We start from the raw sequence: 25,934 nt of genomic DNA on the forward strand, positions 1-25,934 counted from the left end.
TATGCAACGAACATACGCGCGCTGCAGTGCGCCGCCAAGGCGCGATTTGCTAGTATCCGCGGCATTCGTGCTTGAGCGTGGAGTTGCTTGAGGCTGCGGCACTTTTATCTGTTTTACGCGTCATAGTGGCTGTGTTGATGTGTTGCCCTCAGGTGCGGCCATACGCCCTGATACACGCATTCAATCGTACATCTCTCTTCCTGGAGTTACCTGATGAAACTATGGATCGTGCTGCCAATGTTGTTGCTGGTGCTCAGCGGTTGCGCCGGTAAAACGGCTTATCGTGACAGCTGCGCCAATCAGCTGGACGCCGCTTGGCGGGAGCTGGATCTGGCCAAGGCCGAGGGGTTTGCCGGTACGGTGAGTTACTCCAAGGCACTGTCGCTGCTGACGGCGGCGAAAACTCAGCAGCAGTTTGAGGCTTATAAAGGTTGTACGGCCAAATCCGAGCGGGCGCGCTTCTATATCCGAGAGTCGCGAGCGGGTCGTTAATGCAACTGGATTTCAGCACCCTTGAACCGCTTGAGCGTTACCGCTGGCTAGCGTCGACCATCACTCCGCGGCCGATTGCCTGGGTTTCCAGCCTGTCGGCAGGCGGGGTCAGTAATCTGGCGCCGTTTAGCTTCTTTACGGTGATCAGCGATGACCCCGCGACCTTGCTGGTCAACGTCAATCACCGTGCTGACGGTGACCTGAAAGACACGCTGCTGAATGTTCAGGCCACCGGCGAACTGGTGATTCAACTGGTCGGCTTTGCGCAGGCAGAGGCGATGAATGCCAGTGCGGCAGTATTGCCTCATGGCATCAGCGAGTTCGAGCACTGCGACATCGCCTGTGTGCCGTCAGTCCAGGTTAAGCCGCCGCGGGTGGCGGGTGCGGCGGTAGCCTTGGAGTGCCGTCTGGTCGAGGCCATGCCTTACCCTGCGGCTGCGCCGAACTGCCACCTGTTATTTGCCGAGGTGCTGCTGGCGCATATTGATGAGCGGGTGCTCAATGAGCAGGGGCGGATCGACAGCAACCGGCTCGATTTGATTGGGCGCCTCGGCGGCAGCGGTTACACCCGTACCGAGCAACGCTTTGAGCTGCAGCGCCCTTAAACCGGGCGCTTGAGCTGGCGCAGTAGGCATTTCTCCGCTTCAACACAGGCGCATACCCCCAGCGCTACCAGCAGGCACCAGCCCCAGGCGAAAGCCGGCAGGGCGGCAGTGGCAAAGACCTGCTGCATGACCGGCCAATAGGTCAGCAGCAGTTGCAGGCTGAGCAACAGGCCGACCATGCTCCAGACCATTGGATTGCTGCCTAGGGATAAGTTGGCCGGTCCTTCGAGGCGACGGCTGCTGAACAGGTAGCCAATCTCGCAGGCAACCAGGCTGTTGACCGCCAGGGTGCGACTGCTGTCCAGGCTCCAGCCTAGCGCTTGGCTAAAGAGAAACAGGCCCAGGCTGGTCAGGGTCATCAGCACCGCGATAAAGGCCACGCGCCAGAGCAGGTGACCGCTAAGCAGGTTGAGCTTCGGGTCTCGCGGCGGGCGGCGCATCAGGTTGGCTTCTGCCGGCTCAAATGCCAGGGCCAGCGCCAGGGTCACGGCAGTGATCATGTTGATCCAGAGAATCTGCAACGGGGTGATCGGTAACGTCAGCCCCAGCGCGATGGCGGTCAGCAGGATCAACGCCTCGCCGCCATTGGTTGGCAGGATAAACAGAATGGTTTTCTTCAGGTTGTCGTAGACGGTGCGACCTTCCTCGACCGCATTGGCGATGGTGGCGAAATTGTCGTCAGTCAGCACCATCTGCGCGGCTTCCTTGGCCGCTTCGGTGCCCTTGATGCCCATGGCAATGCCGATGTCTGCGCGTTTCAGCGCGGGCGCGTCGTTAACGCCGTCGCCGGTCATGGCCACCCGCGCGCCATGGGCCTGCAGGCGTTCAACCAGGCGCAACTTGTGCGCTGGGCTGGTCCTGGCAAACACGCAGGTTTCGGGCAGTAGTTGATCCAGTTGTGAGTCGCTGAGCGTATCGAGTTCAGCGCCAGTCAACGGTTTGCCAGCGCCCAGGCCGAGGCGTTGCGCGATAGCGCCGGCTGTCCCGGCGTGGTCGCCGGTGATCATCTTTACCGCGATGCCGGCACGCTGGCACTCGGCGATGGCGGCAATGGCTTCCTGACGGGGTGGGTCAAGCATGCCGACTAGGCCGAGCAGCACGTAATCACCATTCAGGTCTTGGTAGTCGAGCGTTTGTTGCGGGGCGCTGAGCGACCGTATGGCCAGGCCGAGCATGCGCAAGCCCTGACTGGTGCCACTGTCCAGCGCTTGATGCCAGTGTCTCAGATCGAGCTGCTCGGGATGGCCGTCGCGCCATTGGCGGTTGCAGGCGGCGAGCAGGCGCTCGGGTGCACCGATCATATAAATCAGCGCATGGCTGGCGTGATCATGGTGCAGGCTGGCGGTGCAGCGTTGCTCCGAGCTGAAGGGTATGGCGTCGACCTGGGGCAGGTTTTCGGCCTCATGCTGCAGTTGCAGGCCAACCTTGCCGGCGAGCGTCAGCAGAGCGGCTTCAGTTGGGTCGCCGGTGATGCACCAGCCGCTGTCGTGGCTGAGCAGGCTGGCGTTGTTGGCCAGCAGAGCGGCGCGGGCCAATTCGCGCAGGTCATCGGCGGCGTCGAGTTGGCACAACTGGCCATCATCACAATGAATACTCCCTTGTGGGGCATAGCCTACGCCGTCGATGCGGTAGTGGTGGGCTGCGGTAAACACCTGCTGCACGGTCATCTCGTTGCGTGTCAGGGTGCCGGTTTTGTCCGAGCAGATCACCGTAACCGCGCCCAGACTTTCCACCGCCGGCAGGTGGCGAATAATTGCCCGCCGCTTGGCCATGCGCTGCACGCCGAGGGCGAGAATAATAGTCAGCACTGCTGGCAAGCCTTCAGGGATTGCCGCAACCGCCAGGCTGACGGCCGCCAACAGCATGGCTTCGCTGCTGTAACCACGCAGCAGTACGCCAAAGGTAAAGGTCAACAGCGCCAGAACGAGAATGCCCAGCGTCAAGTGGCGGGCAAACGTGGCCATATCAACCAGCAGTGGCGTTTGCAGGCGGACTACTTTTTCCAGCATGTGGCTGATTTTGCCCAGTTCTGTTTGCCGAGCGGTGGCCACCACTACACCTGCAGCACTACCGGCATTCACCAGAGTGCCGGAGTAGGCCATGCAGCGCCGGTCGGCGAGGCTGTTAGTTGCAGCGACTGCGTCAGGGTGTTTGGCCACGGGCAGTGATTCGCCGGTCAGCGCTGCTTCATCCAGGCGCAGGTCACGGGTTTCCAGCAGGCGCAGATCCGCAGGCACACGGTCACCGGCCTCCAAGATTACCCAGTCACCAGGCACCAATTGCTCGGCGGCGATGCTTTGAGTTTGACCGTTGCGGCGCACCCGGCTTTCCAGACTGAGCATGTGCTGTATGGCCAACATGGCATGCTGGGCTTTGCCTTCTTGTATGAAGCCGACCAGGGCATTGAGTAACACCACAGCAAAGATCACCGCGCTGTCGAGCCATTCACCCAGCGCAAGTGTGAGCAGGCATGCGCCGAGCAACACGTAGATCAATACGTTGTGAAATTGCTGGGCAAAGCGCCTGAGTGGTCCGCTGACCTGCTGTTGTGGCAGTTGGTTAGGACCGTGCTGATTGCGGCGCTGCAGGGCGTCAGCAGTGCTCAAGCCTTGAACGCTGCTATTGAGCTGTTGCAGGCATTGTTGACCTGATAAGGCGTGCCACGTCTGGCCAGATGGCTCTTGCATGATCTACTCCAGCGCGTTTGGCTTTTAGCTTAGTCACTCCAATACGGCTCAATGCCGGCGTGGATCAATTGATTGGCACACAAGTTCGTCAGTAAAGGTTTCCAGCCGCTATGCCCTGGCGGCGCGGCGCAGTAGCATCGCCCGTTAGTCTTAAAGGAGTGAAGCATGCGCGCCAAACTGGAAACTGTGCTGCAGACGGTCAATCAAGTGCTGTTAGGCAAGGAACCGCAGGTGCGTCTGGCATTGACCTGCCTGTTGGCCCGGGGCCATCTGTTGCTTGAGGACTTGCCTGGCATGGGCAAAACCACCCTCAGTCATGCGCTGGCTAAGGTGCTGGGGCTGAGTTTTCAGCGTATCCAGTTCACCTCCGATCTGCTCCCCGGCGACATTCTTGGCACCTCGGTATTTGATAAAGACACGGGGCAGTTTGTCTTCCACCCCGGGCCGATTTTCGCTGAATTGGTGCTGGCTGATGAGATCAACCGCGCCACGCCAAAAAGCCAGAGCGCTTTGCTTGAGGCTATGGAAGAGGGCCAGGTGACCATCGAAGGTGCAACCCGGCCCTTGCCCGAACCCTTCTTTGTGATTGCCACGCAAAACCCGGTGAGCCAGGGCGGCACCTTTGCGTTGCCCGAGTCGCAACTAGACCGTTTTCTGATGCGCCTGTCGCTCGGCTATCCCGGCAAAGCGGCGGAAAAAGCGCTATTGCTCGGTGATTCGCGGCGCTCCTTGCTACCCGGTTTGCCGGCCTTGCTGGATCACCGCGAGTTGGCGCTGCTGCAGGCTGAGGTACCCAAAGTACGTGCCAGCGATGCCTTGGTCGACTATGTGCTGCGCCTGGTCGATGCCACCCGCACGCAGCCGCAGTTCGCCTGGGGCCTGTCGCCACGGGCCAGCCTGGCGTTGCTCGCGGCCGCACGTGCGTGGGCGTTTCTCGATGGGCGCGACTATGTGATTCCGGAAGATGTTCAGGCTGTGCTGCCTTCGGTGGTCGGCCATCGCCTGCGTGAGCGTGCAGACCCGGCCGGGCATGGTGCGGGCAGTTTGGTGCAGTGGCTGCTGCGCGAGGTGCCGGCGCTTTGATCGCTCAGCTCAAGCCGCGTTGGCAGCGCTGGTTGGCCCGGCGCATACCGGCCGCCGCCAGTGTGCGCTTGAGCCAGCGGCGGATTTTCATCATCCCCAGCCGGGTCGGCGCGGCCTTCATGCTGGCGCTGTTGTTGATGCTGCTGGCCGCGATCAACTATCAGAACAGCCTGGCTTATGGCCTGACCTTTCTTCTGGCCTCGGTCTTTGTAGTCGCCATCCTGCATACCTACCGCAACCTGGCTGGGTTGATCCTCAAAGCCGGTAACGCACCAGCGGTGTTCGTCGGCGAGCCGGCCGGCTTTCGCGTGCGCCTGGAAAGCAGCCAGCGAGCCCATCAGGCGATCAGCCTGGGTTGGCCAGCAGCCGAGTTGCAGACCCAGGATGTACCCGCGCTGGGAGTCAGCGAGTGTCAGTTGAGCCTGCCAACCTTGCAGCGCGGCTGGCTGCGACCTGGTCGCCTGCGGGTCGAGAGCCGTTTTCCGCTGGGTATTCTGGTGGCCTGGAGTTGGCTTGATCTGGATCAGCGGGTGCTGGTTTATCCACGCCCTTTGCCGGGGGATCTGCCACTGTCTGCCGGTATCAGCGAGGATCAGGACGAGGAGGGCAGCCGTCCTAATGGCCAGGGCGTGGACGATTACCAAGGCCTGAAAAGCTACCAGCCGGGCGACTCCAAGCGCCGCCTGCACTGGAAAGCCTATTCCCGTGGTCAGGGCCTGCTGGTCAAGGATTTTGCTTCCATCACCGGGCGTGAGGTGCAGCTGGATTTCGAGGCCTTGGCCGGTGATGTTGAAACGCGGCTGTCATTGCTCTGCCATTGGGTGCTGCAGTTGTCCGAGCGCCAGCAGCCGTTTGCCCTGAGCCTGCCGGGCCAGCTGCTGAGCGCCGACAGTGGCGAGCTGCACCGTGATGCCTGTCTGCGCGCACTGGCGCTGTTCGGACGGGCATCATGAGCCGTGCTACCGCGATTCCACGGATCAGCCTGACCTGGCTACTGGTGGCGCAGGTGCTGGTGATCATTCCGCACCTGAGCCATTTGCCGTTGTGGATCATCGGCCTGTGGCTGGGCAGTGCGGCCTGGCGCGTGCAAATCTTCCGCATGCGCGCCCGCTACCCGAATGCCTGGGCCAAGGGCGGCTTGATGCTGGCGGCGGCGGTAGGGGTGTTTATCTCCCGTGGCAGCCTGGTCGGTCTGGATGCCGGGGTGGTGTTGCTGATTGCCGCTTTTGTCCTCAAACTGCTGGAGATGCGCACGCGGCGTGATGCGCTGGTGCTGATTTTTCTCGGCTTCTTCGTGGTGGTCACCGCTTACCTGTTCGACGACAGCATGCTGATGGCCTTGTACAGCCTGTTGCCGGTTACCGCCTTACTGGCCGCGCTGATTGGTTTGCAGCAAAGCAGCCTGGCCACGCAGCCCTGGCAAACCGCACGCCTGGCCGGCGGGCTGCTGCTGCAGGCGCTGCCGGTGATGCTGCTGCTGTTTATCTTCTTCCCGCGAATGGGTCCGTTGTGGTCATTGCCCGTGCCCAATGACAAGGCCACCACAGGCTTGTCGAACAGCATGGCGCCGGCTGATATTGCCGACCTCAGTCGCTCCGCCGCCTTGGCCTTTCGCGCCAGTTTCAACGGAGCAACGCCGCCACGCAGTGAGTTGTATTGGCGTGCACTGACCCTGGATCGTTTTGATGGGCGGCGCTGGTCGCAATCCGATTACGCCGAGTTTGCCTCGGGGGCGCAGTGGCAGAAGCACGGCGAGGCATTGAGCTACAGCATCATCATGCAACCGAGCGGGCAGCGCTGGCTGTTTGCCCTGGATGTGGCGCAAACCTCACTGGAGCAAACCCGCCAGATGAGCGACTTTCGCCTGCAGCGGCGCCAGCCGGTGGAGCGTTCGCTGATCTACCAGGTCAGCTCCTGGCCGCAGGCGTTGCGTGAGCCGCAGTTGGCCGCCGAACCCATGCGCCGTGCCTTGCAGCTGCCGGTGCAAGGTGAACCGCGCAGCCGCGCCTGGGCCGAGCAGCTCAAACGCGACTATCCGCGGCCCGAGCAGCTGGTGCAGGCGCTGCTCAGCCATTTCAACCGTGAGCCCTATGCCTACACGCTGCGCCCACCGACGCTGGGGGTGAACAACATTGATGATTTTCTCTTTGAAACCCGCAGCGGCTTTTGCGCCCATTACGCCGGGGCGATGACCTATGTGCTGCGCGCCGCCGGCATCCCGGCACGGGTGGTGGCAGGCTATCAGGGTGGCGAGTTCAACCCGGCGGGTAACTATGTGCAAGTGCGCCAGTTCGATGCACATGCCTGGGTCGAATACTGGCAGGCTGGGCAGGGTTGGGTCAGTGTCGACCCGACGTTTCAGGTGGCGCCCGAACGCATCGACATGGGCTTGGAGGAAGCTCTGGCCGGTGAACAGAGTTTTCTTGAGGGGTCGCCCTTTTCGCCGTTGCGCTATCGCAACCTCAGTTGGCTGAATGACCTGCGTCTGGCCTGGGACAACGTCAATTACGGCTGGCAGCGCTGGGTCCTCGGGTATCAGGGTGAGCAGCAGTTGGCGTTCTTAAAGCGCTGGTTGGGTCGTGTCGATGGGCAAGCCTTGGTGTTGGGCCTGGTTGGCTGCGGCGGGCTATTGCTCGGTTTGCTCGCGCTTTGGTTGTTCAAGCCCTGGCAGCGTGAGCGCGATGCGCAGCAGCGCCTGTTCCGTCGCTTCGAGGCGCTGCTGGCGCGCCATGGTGTACCGCGTCGGCCCGGTGAAGGCCCGCGTGACTATGCCGTGCGAGCGGCGTTGCAGCTGCCTGCCCAGGCGCAGGCGATTACTGACTTCGCCGCCGCTTTCGAGGCGCAGCGCTATGCCGGGCAAGCGCTTTCAGTTGCGCAGTTAACTCAGCGCTTGCAAACACTGCGTCGAGCATTACCTTGGCGCTTTACCCGAGTACAGCCTGAGTGATCATTGGTCACGTGTGCCGACTCAATACGCGCATAAGCGGGCAAGCGATTTCAACGGAGTGAGACGATGCAAAGCTTGATTGATGAGGTGCAACAGCACGTCCTGCGTATACAGGTTCGCCTGTTTGCTTGCCGTGCAAGGCTGCTGGCGGGCACCGACGATGAGGCCTTGCATGATCTGCGCATCGCCTTGCGCAAACTGCGCAGTTTGCTGCGGCCTCTAATGGCGCTGAACGCCTGCGCCGACCTGCAACAGCGGGCGGCTGAGGTGGGCCGAGTAAGCGGGCCGCTGCGTGACCTTGAAGTGCTGCACCGCTATCTCCAGCAGCAAGGTTTGTATGCGGCGGCGCAATCACGCCAGCCACTGCTGCAGCAGGGCTATGCCGAGCTGTTGGACAGCGCACTGCTGGCGCAGCTGCTCAGCGCTCTGGATGGCTGGCCGCCGCAGTGGCGAGAAGCGGCCGGCGGCGAACAACTGCGTGGCTTGCACCGGCTAATCAGGCAGCGCTTGGGTAAAGACCGCAAGCGTCTGCTGCAGGCGCTGCTTGATCCTGCCCATGATCGTCATCGTCTGCGTTTATTGGTTAAGCGTTTGCGCTATGCGACTGAGGCGTACCCCGCGCTGAGCGAGTTGTCCGGGCGCACACGGCTGCGGCTCAAGCAGGCGCAATCGGCACTAGGTGATTGGCACGACCATTGGCAGTGGCTGCTGCGGGCCGAGACAGAGGCTGACCTACAGCCGTGCGTGCCGGCCTGGCGGGCAGCCATGCAGCGTGCTGAGCAAGCGGCTGATCGGGCCTTGGATAAATTAGTCAGGGACATCACCCGCCATAAGGACTGATCGGTGCTTATACCTTCGGCTTATTTGGCTGAAATGCCGTGCCAATCGGTGCTGCCTTTGCCCTAAGATCACCCGCATGTTTAGTTCTTGAGGTGGTTATGGGCTTTTCCGAGTTACTCCAGGCAGTGCGTAACAACCCGCAAGCGGTGCAAATTCCGGCGCAATGGGCGCAAGGCCGGGCCAGCTTCGGAGGACTGGTGGCGGCGCTGGTGTACGACGCCATGCGTGCTCAGGTGCCCGCCGGGCGGCCGGCGCGCTCGCTGGCGATTACCTTTGTCGGCCCAGCTGCGCCGGATGTGCCGATCAGCTTTGCAGTGGAAGTGCTGCGTGAAGGCAAGGCCGTCAGCCAGGTGCTGGGCCGTGCGATGCAGAATGGCCAGGTAGTGACCATCGTGCAGGGCAGCTTCGGTGCCGGGCGTGAGTCACGCATCGCGGTCCAGGCTGAAGCCGCGCCGCAGGCCAAACCGGTCGATGAGTGCCAAGAGCTGCCCTATATCCCGGGCGTCACCCCGGAATTTACCCGCTACCTGGCCATGCGCTGGGCGTTTGGCGGCATGCCGTTTAGCGGCAATCCAGCGCGGGAGATGGGCGGTTGGGTGCGCCTACGTGAGCAAAGTAGCAGCGAGCCAGTCACTGAGGCCCACCTGCTGGCCTTGGTCGATGCCTGGCCACCGGCCGTGCTGTCGCACTTGAGTGCGCCGGCACCGGGCAGCTCGTTGACCTGGACCATTGAGTTTGTCCAGCCCATGAGCGAGTTGAATACCCAAGACTGGTGCCTGTACCGCGCGCAGATCGAACATGCCCGCGATGGTTACGGACACATCGCCGCCGCGCTGTGGTCGCCGGCCGGTGAGTTACTGGCGATCAGCCGGCAGACCGTGGCGGTGTTTGGCTGAACCTGGCGGTTTGGCGTGTTACAGCTTGAGTTGGCGAATGGCTGTGTTCAGTTCACCCGCCAGGTCGGCCAGGTCGCTACTGGTCAGCGCCGATTGCCCGGTCTGCGTGACGGTCTGCTCGGTGACGGCATGAATGCGCATCACCGCGCGGTTCATCTCTTCGGCGACCTGGCTCTGTTGCGCGGCGGCCACGGCGATCTGCGTATTGCTTGCGCGCATGTGCGCCACTGACTCGGTGATGGCGGCTAGGGCCTGGCCGGCTGCGTCGGCCTGTTTGACGCATTCATCGGCCTTGATTGAGCTGTCCTGCATATAGTCCACTGCATCGCGGGTGCCGCTTTGCAGGGTGTTGATCATCTGCGTGATGACACTGGTGGAGCCTTGCACGCGTTTGGCCAGGTTGCGCACTTCATCGGCGACCACGGCAAAGCCGCGGCCCATCTCTCCGGCGCGGGCCGCTTCGATTGCCGCATTCAGGGCGAGCAGGTTGGTCTGCTCGGCGATGCCGTGAATTTCCCCGACCACGCCACTGATCTTCTGGCTGTCGACGGCCAACTGTTCGATCATTTGCGCGGTCTGCTGCACGCCACTGGACAGCCCGGAAATCGACAGCGCCACGCGATTGACTACCTGCTGGCCGCCACGGGTCAGTTGTTCGGCGTTTTTTGATTGGTCGCGGGTCGCGGCGGTGTGTTCGGCAATGTGCTGCACCGTGGCGGACATCTGATTAATGGCCGTGGCGGCTTGCTCGGTTTCGCTTTGTTGATCAAGCATGCCTTGGCGCACATCGCGCATATTGCCTGCCAGCTGTTCGGCGCCTTGATCAAGCTGCGCCGCCGCTTGCGCGACAATGCCCACCACCCGCTGGTAGCCGGCCTGCATGGCATTGAAGGCGGTGGCCATCTGGCCGACTTCGTCGCGGCATGCGAGTGGCACGCGGGTGCTCAGGTTGCCACTGCGTTCTACCTGCAGCATCACGTCTTTGAGGGTGTTGAGGTGGTTGAGGAGGAAGCGAATCAGCAACTGTGAGGCGGCCAACAGCAGCAACATCAACAGAGCAACCACCCCGGCATAGCTCGGCGCTCGGTCGATGAACACCTGGCTGAAGCTTGGTGCTGAGGCGGTGATGGCCAGACGCTGAGCGTTTGCACGGACAATGACTTCGGCGCCAATCAGCCCCGCGCTACCGTTTAACTCGACCCAGCCGTGCGCGTTGAGCAAGGCATTGCCCTGATTGTCCGGCAGGCGCGGAGCCTGCTCAGGAGCAAAGCTCAGTAGATGATTGGCTTTCGGCAGGGGCTGATCCTGCGGCCATTGGCTGAGCAGGCGCGCTTGCTGTTGCGCGGCCTGCTTGGCGGCGTGCTGATGCGTCTGTTGTTCCAGGTGCAGCGCATAGAGCACCAGCAGCAGGGTGGTGAAGAAGGCCACGGCATTCACGGCCCAGAACTTGTATTTCAGGGAAAGGTCGCTGATCCAATGGCCCATGCAGGTGTCTCTGTGTGGCGTGTCAATATTTGGCGAAGTGCCAGTATTGTCGGACAGCACCACGGCGGATCCATTGATCCTTATCAACAAGCCTGCATTGGCAGCGTGATTACGTGCTTACGTTGTTGCGACGCTGAACGCCGGCAGCTTGAAGAACTCCTGTGCACTGGCGTTACTGTGGGTGGCTAAGTCCTGTTCGGTTTCACCACGGTGCAGGGCCACTTCACGCAGCACCTCGAAGAGGTAGGCCGGCTCGTTGCGCCCGCTTTTCGGTTTCGGCCGCAGGCTGCGCGGCAGCAAGAAGGGCGCGTCACTTTCCAGCATCAGGCGACCGCGGGGGATTTCCTTGACCAGTGGATGTAGATGGCTGCCGCGGCGTTCGTCGCAGATCCAGCCGGTGATGCCGATGTGCAGGTCCATATCCAGGTAGTTGAACAGCGCACGCTTTTCCCCGGTGAAACAGTGCACCACTGCCGCCGGCAGGTGGTCACGGAAATCACGCAGGATCGCCAGCAAGCGTGCATCGGCATCGCGCTCATGCAGGAAGACGGGCAGTTGCAGCTCTACGGCCAGGGCCAGCTGCTGTTCCAGCACCTTCTCTTGCTGCGGCCGGGGCGAGAAGTCGCGGTTAAAGTCCAGCCCGCATTCACCCACCGCACGTACCCGAGAATCGCCCAGCAGCGCCTTGAATTCGGCATAGCTGTCGTTATTCCAGCTGCTGGCATCGTGAGGATGAATGCCGGCGGTACTGAACAAATGCTCGGCGCTGTCATCTAACTGCCGGCACAGTTCCAGCGCATGCTGGCTTTCACTGAGGCTGGTGCCAGTCAGCAGCATTTGCTGGATGCCCGCGGCATAGGCGCGTTCAAGCAGCGCTTCGCGTTGCCCGGCAAAGCTTGGGTGAGTCAGATTGACGCCAATGTCGATGAGTTGCATGGTGCTACCTGCTAAATTGAATGGGCAGCATAACAGAGCTTTTTGAATAGATTAAAAGCTAACAAATACAGTCACTTAAAGCCTATATATGAAGTTATGTGTGATTGCTGGCTGGCGTCTGGCTGCGGGCTGTGCGAATCTCCGCGCCCCGCGCGAGCCGTCAGTTGCCGTGTGCGCAGCCCTTTTCAGATGAGCTGCCGCATGGCCTTGACGGCCGTCTTTGTTCTGGAGCCTTGATGTTGCGAGTGCTGCTCACCTGCTGCCTATTGCTGCTGTCCTGTACAGCGGTGGCGCGCGTGGCTGGGCCGCTGCAGGTCGAGCAACCTAAAGCGGCCCGTGACCTGGCGAGCATTCGCAGCAGCGGCGAGTTGCGTGTGCTGGTCAATCAGAGCCGCAACAGTTCAGGTGAGGTCAAGGGCCAGAGCATTGGCGTTGAGTACCAACGTATCCGCGCTTTTGAGCAGTACCTTAACCGCAACTCGCGCGATGGCCGCACCCTCAAATTGAAAGTCATTCTCCGTGCCAAGGATCAGTTGCTGGCCGCCTTGCAACGCGGCGAGGGCGATCTGGTCGCCCCCGGTGAACTGCTGCATATCCCGCGCGGCAGCAAACTCAGTGCCAGCGCTGCCATCCGTAGCAATGTGCCGTTGATCATCGTCGCCCGTCAGGGCAATCGGCGCTATCAGAGCCTCGAACAACTCTCCGGGCGCAGCCTGGCCTTGCCGGCAGGCAGTGTGGCCGGGGACGCAATACGCGCCGTTAACCAGCGGCTGATCGCCAGCAAACGTTCACCGATCATCGTCGAGTGGGTTGACCCGAGCCTGGCCATTGAGGATGTACTGGAAATGGTCCAGGCCGACATCTTTAGCGCCACCGCCGTCGAGCAGCCAATAGCCGAGCGCTGGGCCAAGGTGATGCCCAAGCTGCGGCTGGACCGCCATCTGCAACTGTCGAATGACGGTGACATGCGTTGGTATGTGCGTCGCGACACGCCGATGCTCGGCGCGAGCATCGACCGTTTTCTCAAGGGCTATCGTGACCCGGCGGACCAGGATGCGGCGTTTCAGCGGGTTTACCGGCGGTTGTACAAGGTGTATTACCCGCTGGGCCGCACCGAACGGCAGCGCCTGGAGAAGGTCCGGCCGGTGCTGCAGCGCTATGCCGCGCAACATGATTTCGACTGGCTGGCCTTGGCTGCTTTGGCCTTCAAGGAGTCCACCCTCAACCCGGCAGCACGCGGCGTAGGGGGTGCGACCGGGTTGATGCAGATTACTCCAGCGGCCGCGCGCGCGGTCGGTGTGAGTAACATCGGCGTGCTGGATAACAATGTCCAGGCCAGTGCCAAGTACCTGGCGATGATTCGCCGCAACTATTTCAACAGCCCGCAGCTTAATGAGCGTGAACGCATGGGCTTTATCCTGGCGGGCTACAACCTCGGCCCGCAACGGGTACAGAGCATGCGGGCGGAAGCACGCCTGCGAGGCTTGAATCCCAATCAGTGGTTCTTTCAGGTCGAGCGGGTGGCGATGGAGCAGATGGGCATGGGCGTCGTCAGCTATGTAAATAGCGTCAATAAGTACTACCTTGCATATGCACGTGAGCGCTATTTGCTAGAGCCATAGCGGCGACTAGTAGCGTTAACGTATTAGTTAATTCGATTGTTTTTAGCGACTTTATCGGCTTTAATTATCGGTATACTTGTTTAATATGCGCCCCATCAACTCCCACAACAAGGACTACTGCTGATGAACGCTCTGATCAAATCTGTTGTTGCTACTCAAGCAGGCTATGGCCTGACCGTGCTGCGCATCATTGCCGGCGTAACCTTCGCTGCCCACGGTGCGCAGAAGCTATTTGGCTGGTTTGGTGGCTACGGCCTGGAAGGCGTTGGCCAATGGATGGAAAGCATCGGCCTGGCTCCAGGCTACCTATTGGCGCTGATGGCGGGCAGTGCTGAGTTCTTCGGCGGCCTGGCGCTGATCATCGGTCTGCTGGCACGTCCGGCGGCTGCGGTGCTGGCAGTGACCATGGTGGTGGCGATTGTCACTGTGCACCTGGCCAACGGTTTCTTCATGAGCAACAACGGCTATGAGTTCGCCCTGGCACTGTTGGCGATCAGCGTAGCGGTTCTGATTGAAGGCGCGGGCAAGCTGTCGCTGGACAAGCGCATCGCGGGTTAAGCGACTCGGCAGCACCCAGTAAAAAGCCCACTTCGTGTGGGCTTTTTACGTTTCAGGGCTATGGCTTACTTGGCATGACCAGTTGCTCGGCGGCGTCCAGGCGCAGCTGTTCGCGCTCATCGAAGTTCTCCGCCGCCAATTGGGTAATGGCGGCGCGCTTGTCGCTGGCGCTCATGCCTTGGTTGCTTTCGATAGCAGCTTTGTCGATACGGTATTGGGCAATGCGTTTTTTCCAGGTTTGTCGTTGTTGATCGAGCACTTCAAGACGCTGAGTCGCTTCGGCGCCGACCAGTTGTTGACGCAGTTGGCGGATCTGCTCAGGTTTGCCTCCATTGGCCTGCAATTGCGCCGTTTGCTGACGCAGCTCGTTCTGCAGTTGCGGCAATACCGCGTCCTGCATTTCGGCGGGCAGGCTGTTGCGCAGTTGATCGACGGCGGCGGCTTTGCCGGCATCGCTCAACTGGCTGTCTTGCACAATAGCGAGCCGCTGCAGGGTGAACTGGTTATAGGCCGCTTCCCGGGCAAAGAACGCCTGCAGGGTTGGCGCATCGAAGAGGCGCGCACGCAAGGCCTGTACGGCTGCTTCGCGCTGGCGCAGGGCATCCAGGTTGGCCATTTGCGGCAGGTCGCGTTCAAGTAGTACCAGTTCGCGCTTGTAGTCGAGGTATTGGTTGAGCAGGGTCAGGGCCTGTTCTCGGGCGTTGGCCGGTAGCTGCTCGGTGATATAGGCGCGCAGTCGCTCGACACTGGTAGCCAGCGGCTCTTCACCCACTGCGGCGAGGAAGTAATCGAAGATTTGGCGGATGTCTTCGCTGATCAGCAGGTTGCCATTGGCATCCAGGCGAAAGACCCCATCCACTGTGGTGCCGCGAAATGAGGCGGGCAACGTCTGCAATGCTGGCGCTGTATTTTTCGGGCTGCTGGGGCCTTGTGTGGCCGTCAGTGGGGGCGCGCTTTGTTCTCCCGGTGGCGGCGTCTTGCTGCCGAGCTGCGCTGGAATATCAACAGGCTGCAGGTACAGCGCCAGAGCCAGGCATGCAGCGAATAATAGTGGGGGCAATAACAGGAGTTTTTTCACAGGCACTCTTAGGCAGGTCATTCAGGCGAGCGATGGAGGCGTAACGCCAGGGGCTGCATACAACCCCTGGCGAGTTTTTATAGACCGTCGTTTTTCAGGCGATTGGCGTGCTGGCGATAGACCGTTAACGGGTCGGTCTCGAACAGGCTGGTCAGCCCCATGGTCTGGTTGACCTCGTCGAGATGGTTCATCCGGTAGTTGTCGCGAATCACCTTGCCCATGTGCGAGCTGCAGCGGCCAACCAGGCCATCGTTGGCTTCACCCTTAAAGGTCAGCGAGGTTGCGCCCAGCAGCAGGTCACTTGGGTCGATGATGTTGGTGATCGGGCTGGTGCCACTCCAGGAGTAGTAGCGCACGCCGCCGACTTTATAGGCACCTTCACCGCAAGCCGTCGTAGGGATGCCCTGTGGGAACTTGGCGTTAAAACGCGCCGCGCCTTCGCTATTGAGTGATTCCAGAGAGCCCAGGGCGTTCTGCGGGCTGGTGCTGGAGCTGCCAGAAAGGAAGTTAATCAGAGTGCCGAGACCATTGGTGATGCCTGCTATCAGGGTTTCACCGGCTGAGCCTGGCGGTACTTGGCGAATAAAATCGGCGGTGGCCGAACCTTTATGTGGTGCCCCCACGCTGGTGGCCGATGCAACTAGGTTGGGGCTCACAGCGGCGACGTAACGAATGGTTGGGCCGCCATGGCTATGGCCGATCAGGTTGACCTTGGGCTTGCCGCTGATGGCGACAATCTCTTCCACTTGGGCCAGCAGTTGTTCGCCTCTAGCCTCAGAGGTATCCAGTTGGCTGACTTCGGTGATGTACACGCTGGCGCCGTCGCGGCGCAGTGCAGCAGGAATGCCGTACCAATAGTCGACACCGAGAAGGCTGTCGAAACCGAGCATGCCGTGGGCTAATACGACTGGGTATTTGGTCTGGGTGTAGCCGGAGGAGCCGAACCAGGAAGCATGGGTGTTGCCGGAGGCCAGTAAGCCGGCGCCCAGGCAGAGGGCGAGCAGAGTTTTATTGTTGTTCATTGGTGCTCTCGCTAGGGTTAATCGGGCGGTTCAATGCATCGATGCAGTTAAAGCGCCCATCCTGTGGCGCATGCATCAGCACATGGTTAAACGCACAAACTATGCCAGTAGGAGAGTGTCGACACGAATCGCTCTATCTAGGATGTTTTTCTCGAAATAGATGGATTTTCGCTGCGTATCGACTGGTTTTCTTGTTACGCAGAGTAACGAAATGAGCGGCTTTAAGCCCGCAGTGACGTGCTGCCGGGAATATGCACGGCTGGTAACTGCAGTTAGGTGGGCTGGTTGTTGCACCACGCAAATGAGGTTGCAGGCGTGCTTGGCCTTGGCGCACGTATTGACAGCTTTGCGCGGCTTTCTCTAGGATGCCAGCCCATGCGCCGATTTAAACAGCTACTTGCGGGGCGCCGGGTTGCTTGCTCAATGCACAACCCTCAGAAGACCTCCATGGAGGCTTCGAAATACCGCTAAAGCGCTGGTTCGGTGTCGCCTCTCACCGCTGCCCAGCGGATCCAATGAGGCGGAGACGCACCCATGCAATGTCCCCAACCGCTTATTCGTCTGGTCCCGATCACCTCCGGGCTTAGCCAGCACAACCCGAAAATTCTCCTCGGCGGCAGTCACCAGCCGACCTTGCTGCGCTACCTCGATGGCTGGCCCAAGCGCTGGCCGGCGCCGCGCACCTTCCTGATCAACTTTGTCCACGATGGCGAGTCCCTGGCTCGATTTGGCAGTAATCACTTCGATATGGCAGTGATTCAAGCGCCTACATCTGCTCAGCTAGAAGAAACGGTACGGCAGCTGACGAGGGTGGCCAAGCAAGGCTTGATTACCCGGCGTTAGGTTTGCCTTAAGGCACTGTTTATCCGCTAGGCTCAAGTCATATCGTCATGGAGTGAGTCATGTTCGAATCCGCCGAGATCGGCCGCAGTATCGATAAAGACACCTTCGATGCGGAGGCTCCAGTCCTGCGCGAGGCCCTGCTTGAGGCGCAGTACGAACTGCAGCAGCAGGGGCGGTTTGCCGTGCTCATCCTGATTAATGGCATCGAGGGCGCGGGTAAGGGCGAGACGGTCAAGCTGCTCAATGAGTGGATGGATGCACGGCTGATTCAAGTCAACACCTTCGATCAGCAGACCGATGAGGAACTGGCGCGTCCGCCGGCCTGGCGTTACTGGCGACAACTGCCGCCCAAGGGGCGCATCGGGGTGTTCTTCGGCAATTGGTACAGCCAGATGCTCAGCGGTCGGGTGAATCGACGCATTAAGAATGCCGTGCTCGACCAAGCCATAGACACCGCTCTGGGGCTGGAGCGCATGCTCTGTGACGAAGGTACACTGATATTCAAGTTCTGGTTTCACCTCTCCAAAGACCATATGAAGGCGCGACTTGAGGCGCTGCAGGACGACCCGCTGCACAGTTGGCGGATCAGCCCGCTGGACTGGCAGCAATCGAAAACCTACGACAAGTTTGTCCGTGTGGGTGAGCGCGTATTGCGCCGCACCAGCCGTGATTACGCGCCGTGGTATGTGGTGGAGGGCGTGGATGAGTATTACCGCAGCCTAACCGTCGGGCGCATCCTTCTTGATGGCCTGCAAGCGGCGTTGAAGGCGAAAAACCGGCCGCTATCACTACCCCATGCGGCACCGCTGACATCCAGCCTGGATGAGCGTGGCCTGCTCGATAGTCTGGATATGAGCCAGGCGCTGGACAAGGAAACGTATAGCGAGCAACTGATCATTGAGCAGGCGCGGCTCTCCAGCCTGATGCGTGATAAGCGTATGCGTCGGCATTCACTGGTTGCAGTGTTTGAAGGCAATGATGCCGCCGGCAAGGGTGGGGCGATTCGCCGGGTGATTGGGGCGCTCGATCCGCGTCAGTACCGCATCGTGCCGGTTGCGGCGCCGACCGAGGAAGAGCGTGCGCAGCCTTATTTATGGCGTTTCTGGCGGCATGTCCCGGCGCGCGGCAAGTTCACCGTGTTTGATCGTTCCTGGTATGGCCGGGTGTTGGTGGAGCGGGTTGAAGGCTTTTGTACCGAAGGTGACTGGTTGCGTGCTTACTCGGAGATCAATGATTTCGAAGAGCAACTCAGTGATGCTGGCGTGGTCCTGGTGAAGTTCTGGTTGTCGATCGATCAACAAACCCAGCTGGAACGCTTCAAAGCGCGTGAGCAGATACCCTTCAAGCGCTTCAAGATCACCGAAGATGATTGGCGTAACCGCGATAAGTGGCCTCTATACCGCGATGCGGTGGGTGATATGGTCGACCGTACGAGCACGCAAATTGCGCCTTGGACGCTGGTGGAGGCTAACGACAAGCGCTTTGCCCGGATCAAGGTGCTGCGCACCATCAATGCGGCGCTAGAGGCCGCGTTCGCCAAGGGCTAAGGATGGCTGCGCATACGGCTGATGAATGATCGTCGTCGCGTGAGATTGTTCGGTCTTATTCTCATAGGCAACTTAATCGAATAACAATGAGGTGCAGCATGCGTGAAGTGGTGATCGTTGACAGCGTACGGACTGGTTTGGCCAAGTCGTTTCGCGGCAAGTTCAATCTGACTCGTCCAGACGACATGGCCGCTCATTGCGTTAATGCACTGCTGGCACGCAGTGGTATCGATCCCGCGTTGGTCGATGACTGCATCGTCGGGGCGGCGTCCAATGAAGGCGCGCAGGGCATGAACATCGGCCGTAACGTTGCCGTGCTGTCGGGCCTTGGCACTAACGTGGCCGGCATGACGCTCAACCGTTACTGCTCGTCGGGCTTGCAGGCTATCGCGATTGCCGCCAACCAGGTGGCATCGGGCTGCAGTGATGTGATCGTGGCGGGCGGTGTTGAGTCGATCACCATGACCCTGAAAAGCATGAACACGCAGCACCTATTCAATCCGCTGCTGCAGAAAGACGTGCCAGGCATCTATTACCCGATGGGCCAGACTGCGGAGATCGTCGCCCGTCGCTACAACGTTAGCCGTGAGGCGCAGGACGCCTACGCACTGCAAAGCCAGCAGCGCACTGCCAAGGCGCAGGCTGATGGCCTGTTCGACGATGAAATCGTGCCAATGAACGTCAAGTACCAAGTAGAGGACAAGGCCAGCGGCGAGAAGAGCATTGTCGATGGCATCGTCGCCCATGACGACTGCAACCGTGCCGATACCACGCTGGAAAGCCTGGCCGCGCTTAAGCCGGTGTTTGCCGATGATGGTTCGGTGACAGCAGGTAATGCTTCGCAGTTGTCCGACGGTGCTTCGATGACCCTGGTGATGAGCTTGGAAAAAGCCATCGAGCTGGGCCTCAAGCCACTGGCATTGTTCCGAGGCTTTGTGGCCGCCGGCTGTGAGCCGGATGAGATGGGCATTGGCCCGGTGTTCTCGGTGCCAAAACTGCTCAAAGCCAAGGGGCTTAAAGTCGACGATATCGACCTGTGGGAACTCAACGAAGCATTTGCTTCGCAGTGCCTGTACGCCCGCGACCGTCTGCAAATCGACAACGCCAAGTACAACGTCAATGGCGGTTCGATCTCCATTGGTCACCCATTTGGCATGACCGGCTCGCGTCAGGTTGGTCACCTGGTGCGTGAACTGCAGCGACGTAACCAGCGTTACGGCATCGTCACCATGTGCGTGGGCGGCGGCATGGGGGCAACCGGGTTGTTCGAAGCGCTGCGCTGATCCGGCATAAGTGCTGGAGCGCCAATGCGCCTTATGTCACGGTCGATAAGGCGCTCCACAGGTATATAAAGCCAATAAAAAACCGCGAGAAATCGCGGTTTTTTATTGGCTGAGCATTGCCGTCATTCTAGAAAGAGCGGCTCTCAATGATGTCGCTGGCCTGCATCATTCTACGGATATAAAACGCAATCTCACGTTCCGCGTCCGTGCGGGTGAAATATGGCCCCTCCAGTGAGCCTTCACGGGTGGAGAAGAAGTATTGACCGTTAACCGCACTGACGCGCTCGCAACGGTAGTGCGTGCCAGGACTGTGATCAATAGCGCGTTGACCGAACATAGGTGATCCTCCCGCAAGGTGATAACTGAATTCAGTCTAAACCTCCGCCTGATCATCTTTTGGAGTTAGCGATAGATGGTCGAATTTACCCGCTATTCGCAGTATTTAACTGCTCTTTTACAATCATTGACGTCAATGCAATGACTTGATGCTATTCGGCCGTCAGTACAGTTTCTGCGCACGCTGATACTTCGCTGTGGCTGTGCCGGTTAAGGCTGGCGGCCTAAAATACTGTTTCGCTGCGGTAACCTGCATTGGGCAAGGGTTAAGGCGCTGGTGCAGTGCTGGTGGTGCTGGGTCGGCGTTGACAGCACTTTGGCCTTCGTTACTGGCCGGTTGGCGCGCACGCAAGGTGCGCGTGCGCGCATTGGCTTAACGGCGCAGGTTAACGTCTCAGGCGCGTACGCCGAGTGCTTCGGCGCGGCGCAGCCAGCTCTGGCGTTGCTCTTCAGAGGAGGGGCGCACCGGGGCGAATTCGCTCAGGCGGCGGGTTTTTATGCCGCTGAAACCAAGGATGGTGCGCGTCATCTGCCGGTGTGCAGGGGCGCCGTAGATCCAGCGGAAATACCAGGGCGGGGTGTCCATGGTCACCAGCAAATCCGCCGTGCGACCGCTTAGCAGCTTGTCCCAGAGTTGCGAGCGGTTACGGTATTTGAAGGCAAAGCCGGGCAGGAATGTGCGGTCAAAGAAGCCTTTGAGCAACGCTGGAATGCCGCCCCACCAAACCGGGTAGACAAACACCAAATGTTCGGCCCAGTGAAACTGCCGCTGGGCTTCCAGTAGGTCGGGCTCCAGTTGCTGGCTGTGCTCGTAGCCGTCGCGCAGCACCGGGTCGTAGCTCATTTCGCCGAGCTTCAACTGGCGTACCACATGGCCTTTGCTGCGTGCCCCCTGGGCATAAGCCTCGCCCAAGGCATGGCAGAGACTGCTGTTTTTCGGGGTGCCGAGAATCATCAGGATGCGCTTGCCGTCACCTTCCAGTGGCGTTGCGCCGCTCTTTGCCGCTTCACTCATGTTGTCCTGCCTCTAGCATGTTTTCCGGGCGCACCCAGGCATCGAATTGTTGATTGTTCAGATAGCCCAACTGCAGCGCTGCTTCACGCAGAGTGGAGCCATCTTGATAGGCTTGCTTGGCGATGTGCGCGGCCTTGTCGTAACCAATGTGCGGGTTCAGTGCGGTGACCAGCATCAGGCCGCGCTCCAGGTGCTCGGCCATGCGCTCGGCATCCGGTTGTAGGCCAGCGATGCAGTGCTGCTGGAAGTTATGGCAGCCGTCCGCCAGCAATCGCACTGATTGCAGCACGTTATAAATGATCACCGGCTTGAACACATTGAGCTGCAGATGCCCTTGGCTCGCGGCAAAGGTAATCGTGGTGTCGTTGCCCAATACCTGGCAGGCTAGCATCGACAGCGCTTCGCATTGGGTGGGGTTGACCTTGCCGGGCATGATCGAGCTGCCCGGCTCATTGGCCGGCAGGCGCACTTCGGCAAAGCCAGCGCGTGGCCCCGAGCCCAGCAGGCGCAGGTCATTGGCCAGTTTCATCAGCGCCACCGCCAGGGTTTTTAGTGCACCCGATAGCGCCACCAGCGGTTCATGCCCCGCCAGGGCGGCAAACTTGTTCGGCGCACTGACCAGTGGCAGGCCACTCAATGCGGCCAATTCAGCGGCCATGGCTTCGGCAAAACCCTGCGGCGAGTTCAAGCCGGTGCCTACGGCAGTGCCGCCCTGGGCCAATTCGCAGACGGCCGGCAGGGTCGCGAGGATGGCGCGCTCGGCGTAACCCAGTTGGGCGACAAAGGCTGACAGCTCCTGGCCGAAGGTGATCGGTGTGGCATCCATCATGTGCGTGCGCCCGGTTTTGACCAGGTGCGCGTGGCGCTCTGCTTGCTCCTGCAGACCGTCGCGCAGTTCATGCATGGCTGGCAGCAGGTGCTGCTGAACGGCCTGCGCCGCGGCGATATGCATGGCGGTGGGGAAACAGTCGTTGGAGCTTTGCGCACGATTGACGTGGTCGTTAGGGTGCACCGGCGTCTTGCCGCCACGGCCACTGCTGGCCAGTTCATTGGCGCGCCCGGCGATCACCTCGTTGACGTTCATGTTGCTCTGCGTGCCGCTACCGGTTTGCCAGACCACCAGGGGGAATTGCTCATCATGCTGGCCGGCCAGCACTTCATTGGCGGCTTGCTCAATCAGGCGGGCGAGATCGGCGGGCAAATCGCCGATACGCTGATTGACCCGTGCGGCGGCCTTCTTTATGAGTGCTAGGGCGTGCACCACTGGCAACGGCATGCGTTCCTGGCCGATGGCGAAGTTGAGTAATGAGCGCTGAGTTTGCGCGCCCCAATAGGCTTCATCAGGGACTTCGATTGGGCCTAGGCTGTCGGTTTCAGTGCGACTCATGGCGGCTCTCCTGAGGGTGCGTGTAAAACAGCGTGAGTGGCAGGCCGTCAGCGCCTTGGCCCGTATCTCAGCTTAGGTCGCTATGCCTCAGCAGAGGTTCAATATTTAGGCGGATTACCAGCGTGCGCGGGTTTCACCGAGCCAGCCGAGGGCATTGTTGACGGGCACGCGCTCGCCTTGCGGGCCGCGCAGAGTGCCGGTGAAGTAACCGAACCACTGCTGGGTGTCTGCAAAGAACGGCCCCAGCCGGCGGTAAGCCTGGTGGCGTTGACGCGGAGTGAAGGTCAGGTGGACAGCCTCATCCGCACTGCGCAGCTGCCAAGGGCCCAAGGGTTTTGGCGGGGCTTGGGTGATACGGATGGCAGTGTCCAGGTGCAGCAATTCGCCGCCAAACCACAGGGTGTTTTCTGACAGGCCACTGTGGTCGGTCCAGCCGTCACCGAAGTTGCCGGCGATACCGCCGGGAGCGGCGAAGGCCGCGCGGGTCCAGTGGCTGTAAACGGGCCAGACACCGCGGCCGAAATCCAGTGAGGCAAAGCTCTGCCCGGCCACGCAGTTGTATTGCTGTTTGCCCAGCTGCACGCTGCCGCTGCAAGGCAGGCCCAGCTGGCGGCTGGTGGCATGAAAGTGCTGCGCGCTAAGCGGGGCGACCAGGTTGACCGACTCCAGGTGAGCAGGGCGCTGGATATCCAGGTCAACCTGCAGTGGCTGGCCGCCGATATCCGCTGCACTGATGCTGATGCGGCTGCGCCCGGTATGTTCGGTTACGCGCAGGTGCAGGCGAGGGTGGTTGAACTCATGGCTTTGCTGGGGCTGGTCTGGCAGCTCACAGCCGCGGCCGAACAGGCGGTACTGGCTGTAGGCAACGGCTTGACCGCTTTGCAGGTCAGCAAAACAGACGCCGGCATAACCCAGGTAGTCGAGGTCGGCTTGGGTGAACGAAAGCATCCACTGCGGCGTCGTGATGCACCAGTGATTCCAGCGTTTGCGCCGGCCGTAGTGGCCTGGGATAGCGCAGTCAACCATGGGCCGGGGTGACCAGCCGACTGCTTGCGGGTTGAGTTGGCCGCGGCTGTCGCACAGCGCAATGGTCGTGGAAGACTCTGAGAGGGCGGAACTGTTCATTTGGCACGTCCATGTGTGCGAGTGCTGGCCTTGTCGACGGGGCACGTTGAAGCGTAATGGGGGCAATACTCCGAGCATGCCCGGGCATACGTACGCTCGGCAATTACTGGCATTTTGGCCTCTAAGCAGGTTGTGCACCAGTGCACAGTTGTGGCGGGACTAGCTGAAATGCCCACCGCGCTTGAGTAGGACAAGCGCTTGGGCACAAAATGCCGGTAATTGAGTCAAACGGGCTCTTTCTCAGGTTCAGGAGTCGTACATGCCACGTTTATCTGCCTTTTGCGTTGCCCTACTACTGACGTGTGGCAGTGCTCAGGTGCTGGCCGATGCCAAGAGTCATGCCGCCGATGCCGAGCGCTTCCTGCTGTTAGCGCGTGCAGACAAGCTGGCGGTGCCGGTGTATGCCCAGGTGCAGCAGATGTTTGCCCAGCGCTTTGCCGAGTCCAAAGCCCCCGAGAGTGAAAAAGCCATGCTCGAAACCTACCAGGCCCAAGCGAATACGGCCCTTGAGCAGGCGGTGGGTTGGGACAAGCTCAAGCCGGATATGATTACGCTCTACACCAGCAACTTCAACGAGCAGGAAATGCAGGAGTTGATCCGTTTCTACGAGTCACCCGTGGGCCAGAAGGTCTTGGTGAAAATGCCGACCCTGACCGCGCAATCGGCACAGCTTACCCAGAGCAAACTGGAAGCAGCTGTGCCCAAGGTCAACCAGTTGCTGGCAGAGATGACCGCCAAGTTGACCCCGAAAACTCCCTGACTGGATGTTTGAAATGCCAAAGATCGACCTGCTGCAGGAAACCCTCAACGGCTTGCAGCCGCAGCACCTCGAGGTGCTGGATGAAAGCCACATGCACAGCCGTGGCCTGGAAACCCATTACAAGGCGGTGATCGTCAGCGAGCAGTTTGCCGGACTGAATGCGGTCAAGCGCCACCAAAAAGTCTATGCCTGCCTGGGTGACTTTATGGGCCAGATCCATGCCCTAGCACTGCACACCTATACCGCGGATGAGTGGGCGCAGCAGGGCGTTGCTCCGGCTTCGCCAACCTGCAAAGGCGGCCACTGAGGCGATTCGCCGCTACACGGTCTGCCCTAACAAACGTAAACTATGCCGCCGCCGAGCCAGGTCATCACCCGCCCTGGCTCGGCGTGTTTTTTCTATCCCAGTCCGCCCTTTACGTGGGCGACTACTGAAGGACCTGCCCATGACAGACAAAATCGTTGTCGCCGCGCTGTATAAATTCGTCTCCCTGCCGGACTTCCATGCGCTGCGCGAGCCGCTGCTGCAAGCCATGCTCGATAACGGCATCAAGGGCACGCTATTGATTGCCGAAGAGGGCATCAACGGCACTGTGTCCGGCAGCCGTGCCGGTATCGATGGCTTGCTCGCCTGGTTTGGCCTGGATGCGCGTTTAGCCGATATTGACCATAAAGAGTCGTACTGCGACGAGCAGCCGTTCTATCGCACCAAGGTCAAACTGAAGAAAGAAATCGTCACCCTCGGTGTGCCTGGGGTCGATCCGAACCAAAAGGTCGGCACCTACGTCGAGCCCAAGGATTGGAATGCGCTGATCAGCGATCCCGAGGTGCTGCTGATCGATACGCGCAACGATTACGAGGTGTCGATTGGCACCTTTGAGGGCGCGGTAGACCCGAAAACCAAATCCTTTCGCGAGTTCCCCGAGTACATCAAGGCGCACTTCGACCCGGCCAAGCATAAGAAAGTCGCGATGTTCTGCACCGGTGGCATTCGTTGCGAAAAAGCCTCCAGCTATATGCTCGGCGAAGGCTTTGCGGAGGTCTTCCACCTCAAGGGCGGTATCCTCAAATACCTGGAAGAGGTGCCGCAGGAAGACACCAAGTGGCAGGGCGACTGTTTTGTTTTCGATAACCGCGTCACCGTACGCCATGACCTCAGCGAAGGTGACTACGACCAGTGCCACGCCTGCCGCACGCCGGTGTCGGTGGCGGATCGTCAGTCCGAGCTGTACACCCCAGGCGTCAGTTGCCCGCATTGCTGGGACTCACTGCCGGAGAAAACCCGTGCCGGTGCCCGCGAGCGTCAGAATCAGATTGAACTGGCCAAGGCGCGCAACCAGCCGCATCCATTGGGCTATAACCCGCGTAAATCGCGCGAGGCTTGAGC

The 25,934-nt window shown here is 60.4% G+C and carries 24 protein-coding genes; 15 read left to right on the forward strand and 9 right to left on the reverse strand.

Features of this window, described 5'->3' with window-relative positions:
* Nucleotides 1–213: 213 nt before the first annotated feature.
* Both Q0V31_RS14385 and Q0V31_RS14390 read left to right on the forward strand, forming a co-directional pair.
* The gene (locus Q0V31_RS14385; protein ID WP_298188499.1) at nt 214–492 is read left to right on the forward strand and encodes a hypothetical protein; all 279 of its coding nucleotides are present in this window, start codon (nt 214–216) and stop codon (nt 490–492) included.
* Nucleotides 492–1,097, forward strand: a complete 606-nt coding sequence (locus Q0V31_RS14390; RefSeq protein ID WP_298188501.1) for a flavin reductase family protein — start codon at nt 492–494, stop codon at nt 1,095–1,097. The genes Q0V31_RS14385 and Q0V31_RS14390 overlap by 1 nt, the downstream gene beginning before the upstream one ends.
* Here the strand turns inward: Q0V31_RS14390 and Q0V31_RS14395 are convergent.
* Nucleotides 1,094–3,784, reverse strand: a complete 2,691-nt coding sequence (locus Q0V31_RS14395) for a cation-transporting P-type ATPase (RefSeq protein ID WP_298188503.1) — start codon at nt 3,782–3,784, stop codon at nt 1,094–1,096. The two genes, Q0V31_RS14390 and Q0V31_RS14395, sit on opposite strands and share 4 nt — an antisense overlap.
* Nucleotides 3,785–3,949: 165 nt before the next feature.
* On the opposite strand from Q0V31_RS14395, the gene Q0V31_RS14400 reads away from it, so the two are divergent.
* The 5 genes from Q0V31_RS14400 (at nt 3,950) to Q0V31_RS14420 (ending at nt 9,550) form a co-directional block, all read left to right on the forward strand.
* Nucleotides 3,950–4,867, forward strand: coding sequence for an AAA family ATPase (locus Q0V31_RS14400; protein ID WP_298188505.1), 918 nt, complete (start codon nt 3,950–3,952; stop codon nt 4,865–4,867).
* A complete protein-coding gene (locus Q0V31_RS14405; protein ID WP_298188507.1) occupies nt 4,864–5,820 on the forward strand; it encodes a DUF58 domain-containing protein in 957 nt (318 codons plus the stop codon). The genes Q0V31_RS14400 and Q0V31_RS14405 overlap by 4 nt, the downstream gene beginning before the upstream one ends.
* Nucleotides 5,817–7,814, forward strand: a complete 1,998-nt coding sequence (locus tag Q0V31_RS14410) for a DUF3488 and transglutaminase-like domain-containing protein (RefSeq protein WP_298188510.1) — start codon at nt 5,817–5,819, stop codon at nt 7,812–7,814. The genes Q0V31_RS14405 and Q0V31_RS14410 overlap by 4 nt, the downstream gene beginning before the upstream one ends.
* A gap of 66 nt (nt 7,815–7,880) precedes the next feature.
* Complete coding sequence (locus tag Q0V31_RS14415) at nt 7,881–8,654, forward strand: CHAD domain-containing protein (RefSeq protein ID WP_298188513.1); 774 nt, start codon at nt 7,881–7,883, stop codon at nt 8,652–8,654.
* Nucleotides 8,655–8,752: 98 nt separating this feature from the next.
* Entirely contained in the window at nt 8,753–9,550 is a 798-nt protein-coding gene (locus Q0V31_RS14420; RefSeq protein WP_298188515.1) for a thioesterase family protein, read from the forward strand.
* 18 nt (nt 9,551–9,568) lie between these two features.
* Here Q0V31_RS14420 and Q0V31_RS14425 read toward each other — a convergent pair whose 3' ends face one another.
* Nucleotides 9,569–11,035 (reverse strand): methyl-accepting chemotaxis protein, encoded by a 1,467-nt coding sequence (locus Q0V31_RS14425; protein ID WP_298188517.1) that lies wholly within the window; start codon nt 11,033–11,035, stop codon nt 9,569–9,571.
* 117 nt (nt 11,036–11,152) lie between these two features.
* Nucleotides 11,153–11,971 carry a TatD family hydrolase gene (locus tag Q0V31_RS14430; protein WP_298188519.1) on the reverse strand — a complete coding sequence of 273 codons (819 nt, stop codon included), beginning with the start codon at nt 11,969–11,971 and terminating at the stop codon, nt 11,153–11,155.
* Nucleotides 11,972–12,207: 236 nt separating this feature from the next.
* On the opposite strand from Q0V31_RS14430, the gene Q0V31_RS14435 reads away from it, so the two are divergent.
* Nucleotides 12,208–13,593, forward strand: a complete 1,386-nt coding sequence (locus Q0V31_RS14435; RefSeq protein WP_298188522.1) for a transglycosylase SLT domain-containing protein — start codon at nt 12,208–12,210, stop codon at nt 13,591–13,593.
* Nucleotides 13,594–13,716: 123 nt separating this feature from the next.
* Nucleotides 13,717–14,151: a DoxX family protein gene (locus Q0V31_RS14440; protein WP_298188526.1), complete on the forward strand. Its 435-nt coding sequence runs from the start codon at nt 13,717–13,719 to the stop codon at nt 14,149–14,151.
* Nucleotides 14,152–14,209: 58 nt separating this feature from the next.
* On the opposite strand, the gene Q0V31_RS14445 is transcribed toward Q0V31_RS14440, so the two are convergent.
* Together Q0V31_RS14445 and Q0V31_RS14450 are read right to left on the reverse strand one after the other, a co-directional pair.
* On the reverse strand, nt 14,210–15,229 hold the full coding sequence (locus tag Q0V31_RS14445) for a lipase secretion chaperone (RefSeq protein ID WP_298188528.1): 1,020 nt from the start codon (nt 15,227–15,229) through the stop codon (nt 14,210–14,212).
* A 77-nt stretch (nt 15,230–15,306) separates the two neighbouring features.
* Nucleotides 15,307–16,251: a triacylglycerol lipase gene (locus Q0V31_RS14450; RefSeq protein WP_298188530.1), complete on the reverse strand. Its 945-nt coding sequence runs from the start codon at nt 16,249–16,251 to the stop codon at nt 15,307–15,309.
* Nucleotides 16,252–16,785: 534 nt separating this feature from the next.
* On the opposite strand from Q0V31_RS14450, the gene Q0V31_RS14455 reads away from it, so the two are divergent.
* The 3 genes from Q0V31_RS14455 (at nt 16,786) to Q0V31_RS14465 (ending at nt 19,924) form a co-directional block, all read left to right on the forward strand.
* On the forward strand, nt 16,786–17,094 hold the full coding sequence (locus tag Q0V31_RS14455) for a class I SAM-dependent methyltransferase (RefSeq protein WP_298188532.1): 309 nt from the start codon (nt 16,786–16,788) through the stop codon (nt 17,092–17,094).
* A gap of 59 nt (nt 17,095–17,153) precedes the next feature.
* The gene (gene pap / locus Q0V31_RS14460) at nt 17,154–18,641 is read left to right on the forward strand and encodes a polyphosphate:AMP phosphotransferase (RefSeq protein ID WP_298188534.1); all 1,488 of its coding nucleotides are present in this window, start codon (nt 17,154–17,156) and stop codon (nt 18,639–18,641) included.
* Between the two features lie 98 nt (nt 18,642–18,739).
* Nucleotides 18,740–19,924 carry a thiolase family protein gene (locus Q0V31_RS14465; RefSeq protein ID WP_298188536.1) on the forward strand — a complete coding sequence of 395 codons (1,185 nt, stop codon included), beginning with the start codon at nt 18,740–18,742 and terminating at the stop codon, nt 19,922–19,924.
* A 127-nt stretch (nt 19,925–20,051) separates the two neighbouring features.
* Here Q0V31_RS14465 and Q0V31_RS14470 read toward each other — a convergent pair whose 3' ends face one another.
* From Q0V31_RS14470 to Q0V31_RS14485, 4 genes are all read right to left on the reverse strand, one after another.
* Complete coding sequence (locus tag Q0V31_RS14470) at nt 20,052–20,261, reverse strand: DUF6316 family protein (protein ID WP_298188539.1); 210 nt, start codon at nt 20,259–20,261, stop codon at nt 20,052–20,054.
* A 393-nt stretch (nt 20,262–20,654) separates the two neighbouring features.
* Nucleotides 20,655–21,275: an NAD(P)H-dependent oxidoreductase gene (locus Q0V31_RS14475; RefSeq protein WP_298188541.1), complete on the reverse strand. Its 621-nt coding sequence runs from the start codon at nt 21,273–21,275 to the stop codon at nt 20,655–20,657.
* A complete protein-coding gene (locus Q0V31_RS14480; RefSeq protein WP_298188544.1) occupies nt 21,268–22,662 on the reverse strand; it encodes a class II fumarate hydratase in 1,395 nt (464 codons plus the stop codon). The genes Q0V31_RS14475 and Q0V31_RS14480 overlap by 8 nt, the downstream gene beginning before the upstream one ends.
* Before the next feature lie 114 nt (nt 22,663–22,776).
* Complete coding sequence (locus Q0V31_RS14485) at nt 22,777–23,787, reverse strand: DUF2804 domain-containing protein (protein ID WP_298188546.1); 1,011 nt, start codon at nt 23,785–23,787, stop codon at nt 22,777–22,779.
* Nucleotides 23,788–24,046: 259 nt separating this feature from the next.
* Here Q0V31_RS14485 and Q0V31_RS14490 point away from each other — a divergent pair, with 259 nt between their 5' ends.
* From Q0V31_RS14490 to Q0V31_RS14500, 3 genes are all read left to right on the forward strand, one after another.
* Complete coding sequence (locus Q0V31_RS14490) at nt 24,047–24,547, forward strand: DUF2059 domain-containing protein (protein WP_298188548.1); 501 nt, start codon at nt 24,047–24,049, stop codon at nt 24,545–24,547.
* A gap of 13 nt (nt 24,548–24,560) precedes the next feature.
* On the forward strand, nt 24,561–24,854 hold the full coding sequence (locus tag Q0V31_RS14495) for a BolA family protein (RefSeq protein WP_298188550.1): 294 nt from the start codon (nt 24,561–24,563) through the stop codon (nt 24,852–24,854).
* A 139-nt stretch (nt 24,855–24,993) separates the two neighbouring features.
* The gene (locus Q0V31_RS14500; protein WP_298188553.1) at nt 24,994–25,932 is read left to right on the forward strand and encodes a rhodanese-related sulfurtransferase; all 939 of its coding nucleotides are present in this window, start codon (nt 24,994–24,996) and stop codon (nt 25,930–25,932) included.
* The last annotated feature ends 2 nt before the right edge of the window (nt 25,933–25,934 follow it).

Source organism: uncultured Pseudomonas sp. (genome assembly GCF_943846705.1).
Classification (GTDB): Bacteria; Pseudomonadota; Gammaproteobacteria; order Pseudomonadales; family Pseudomonadaceae; genus Aquipseudomonas.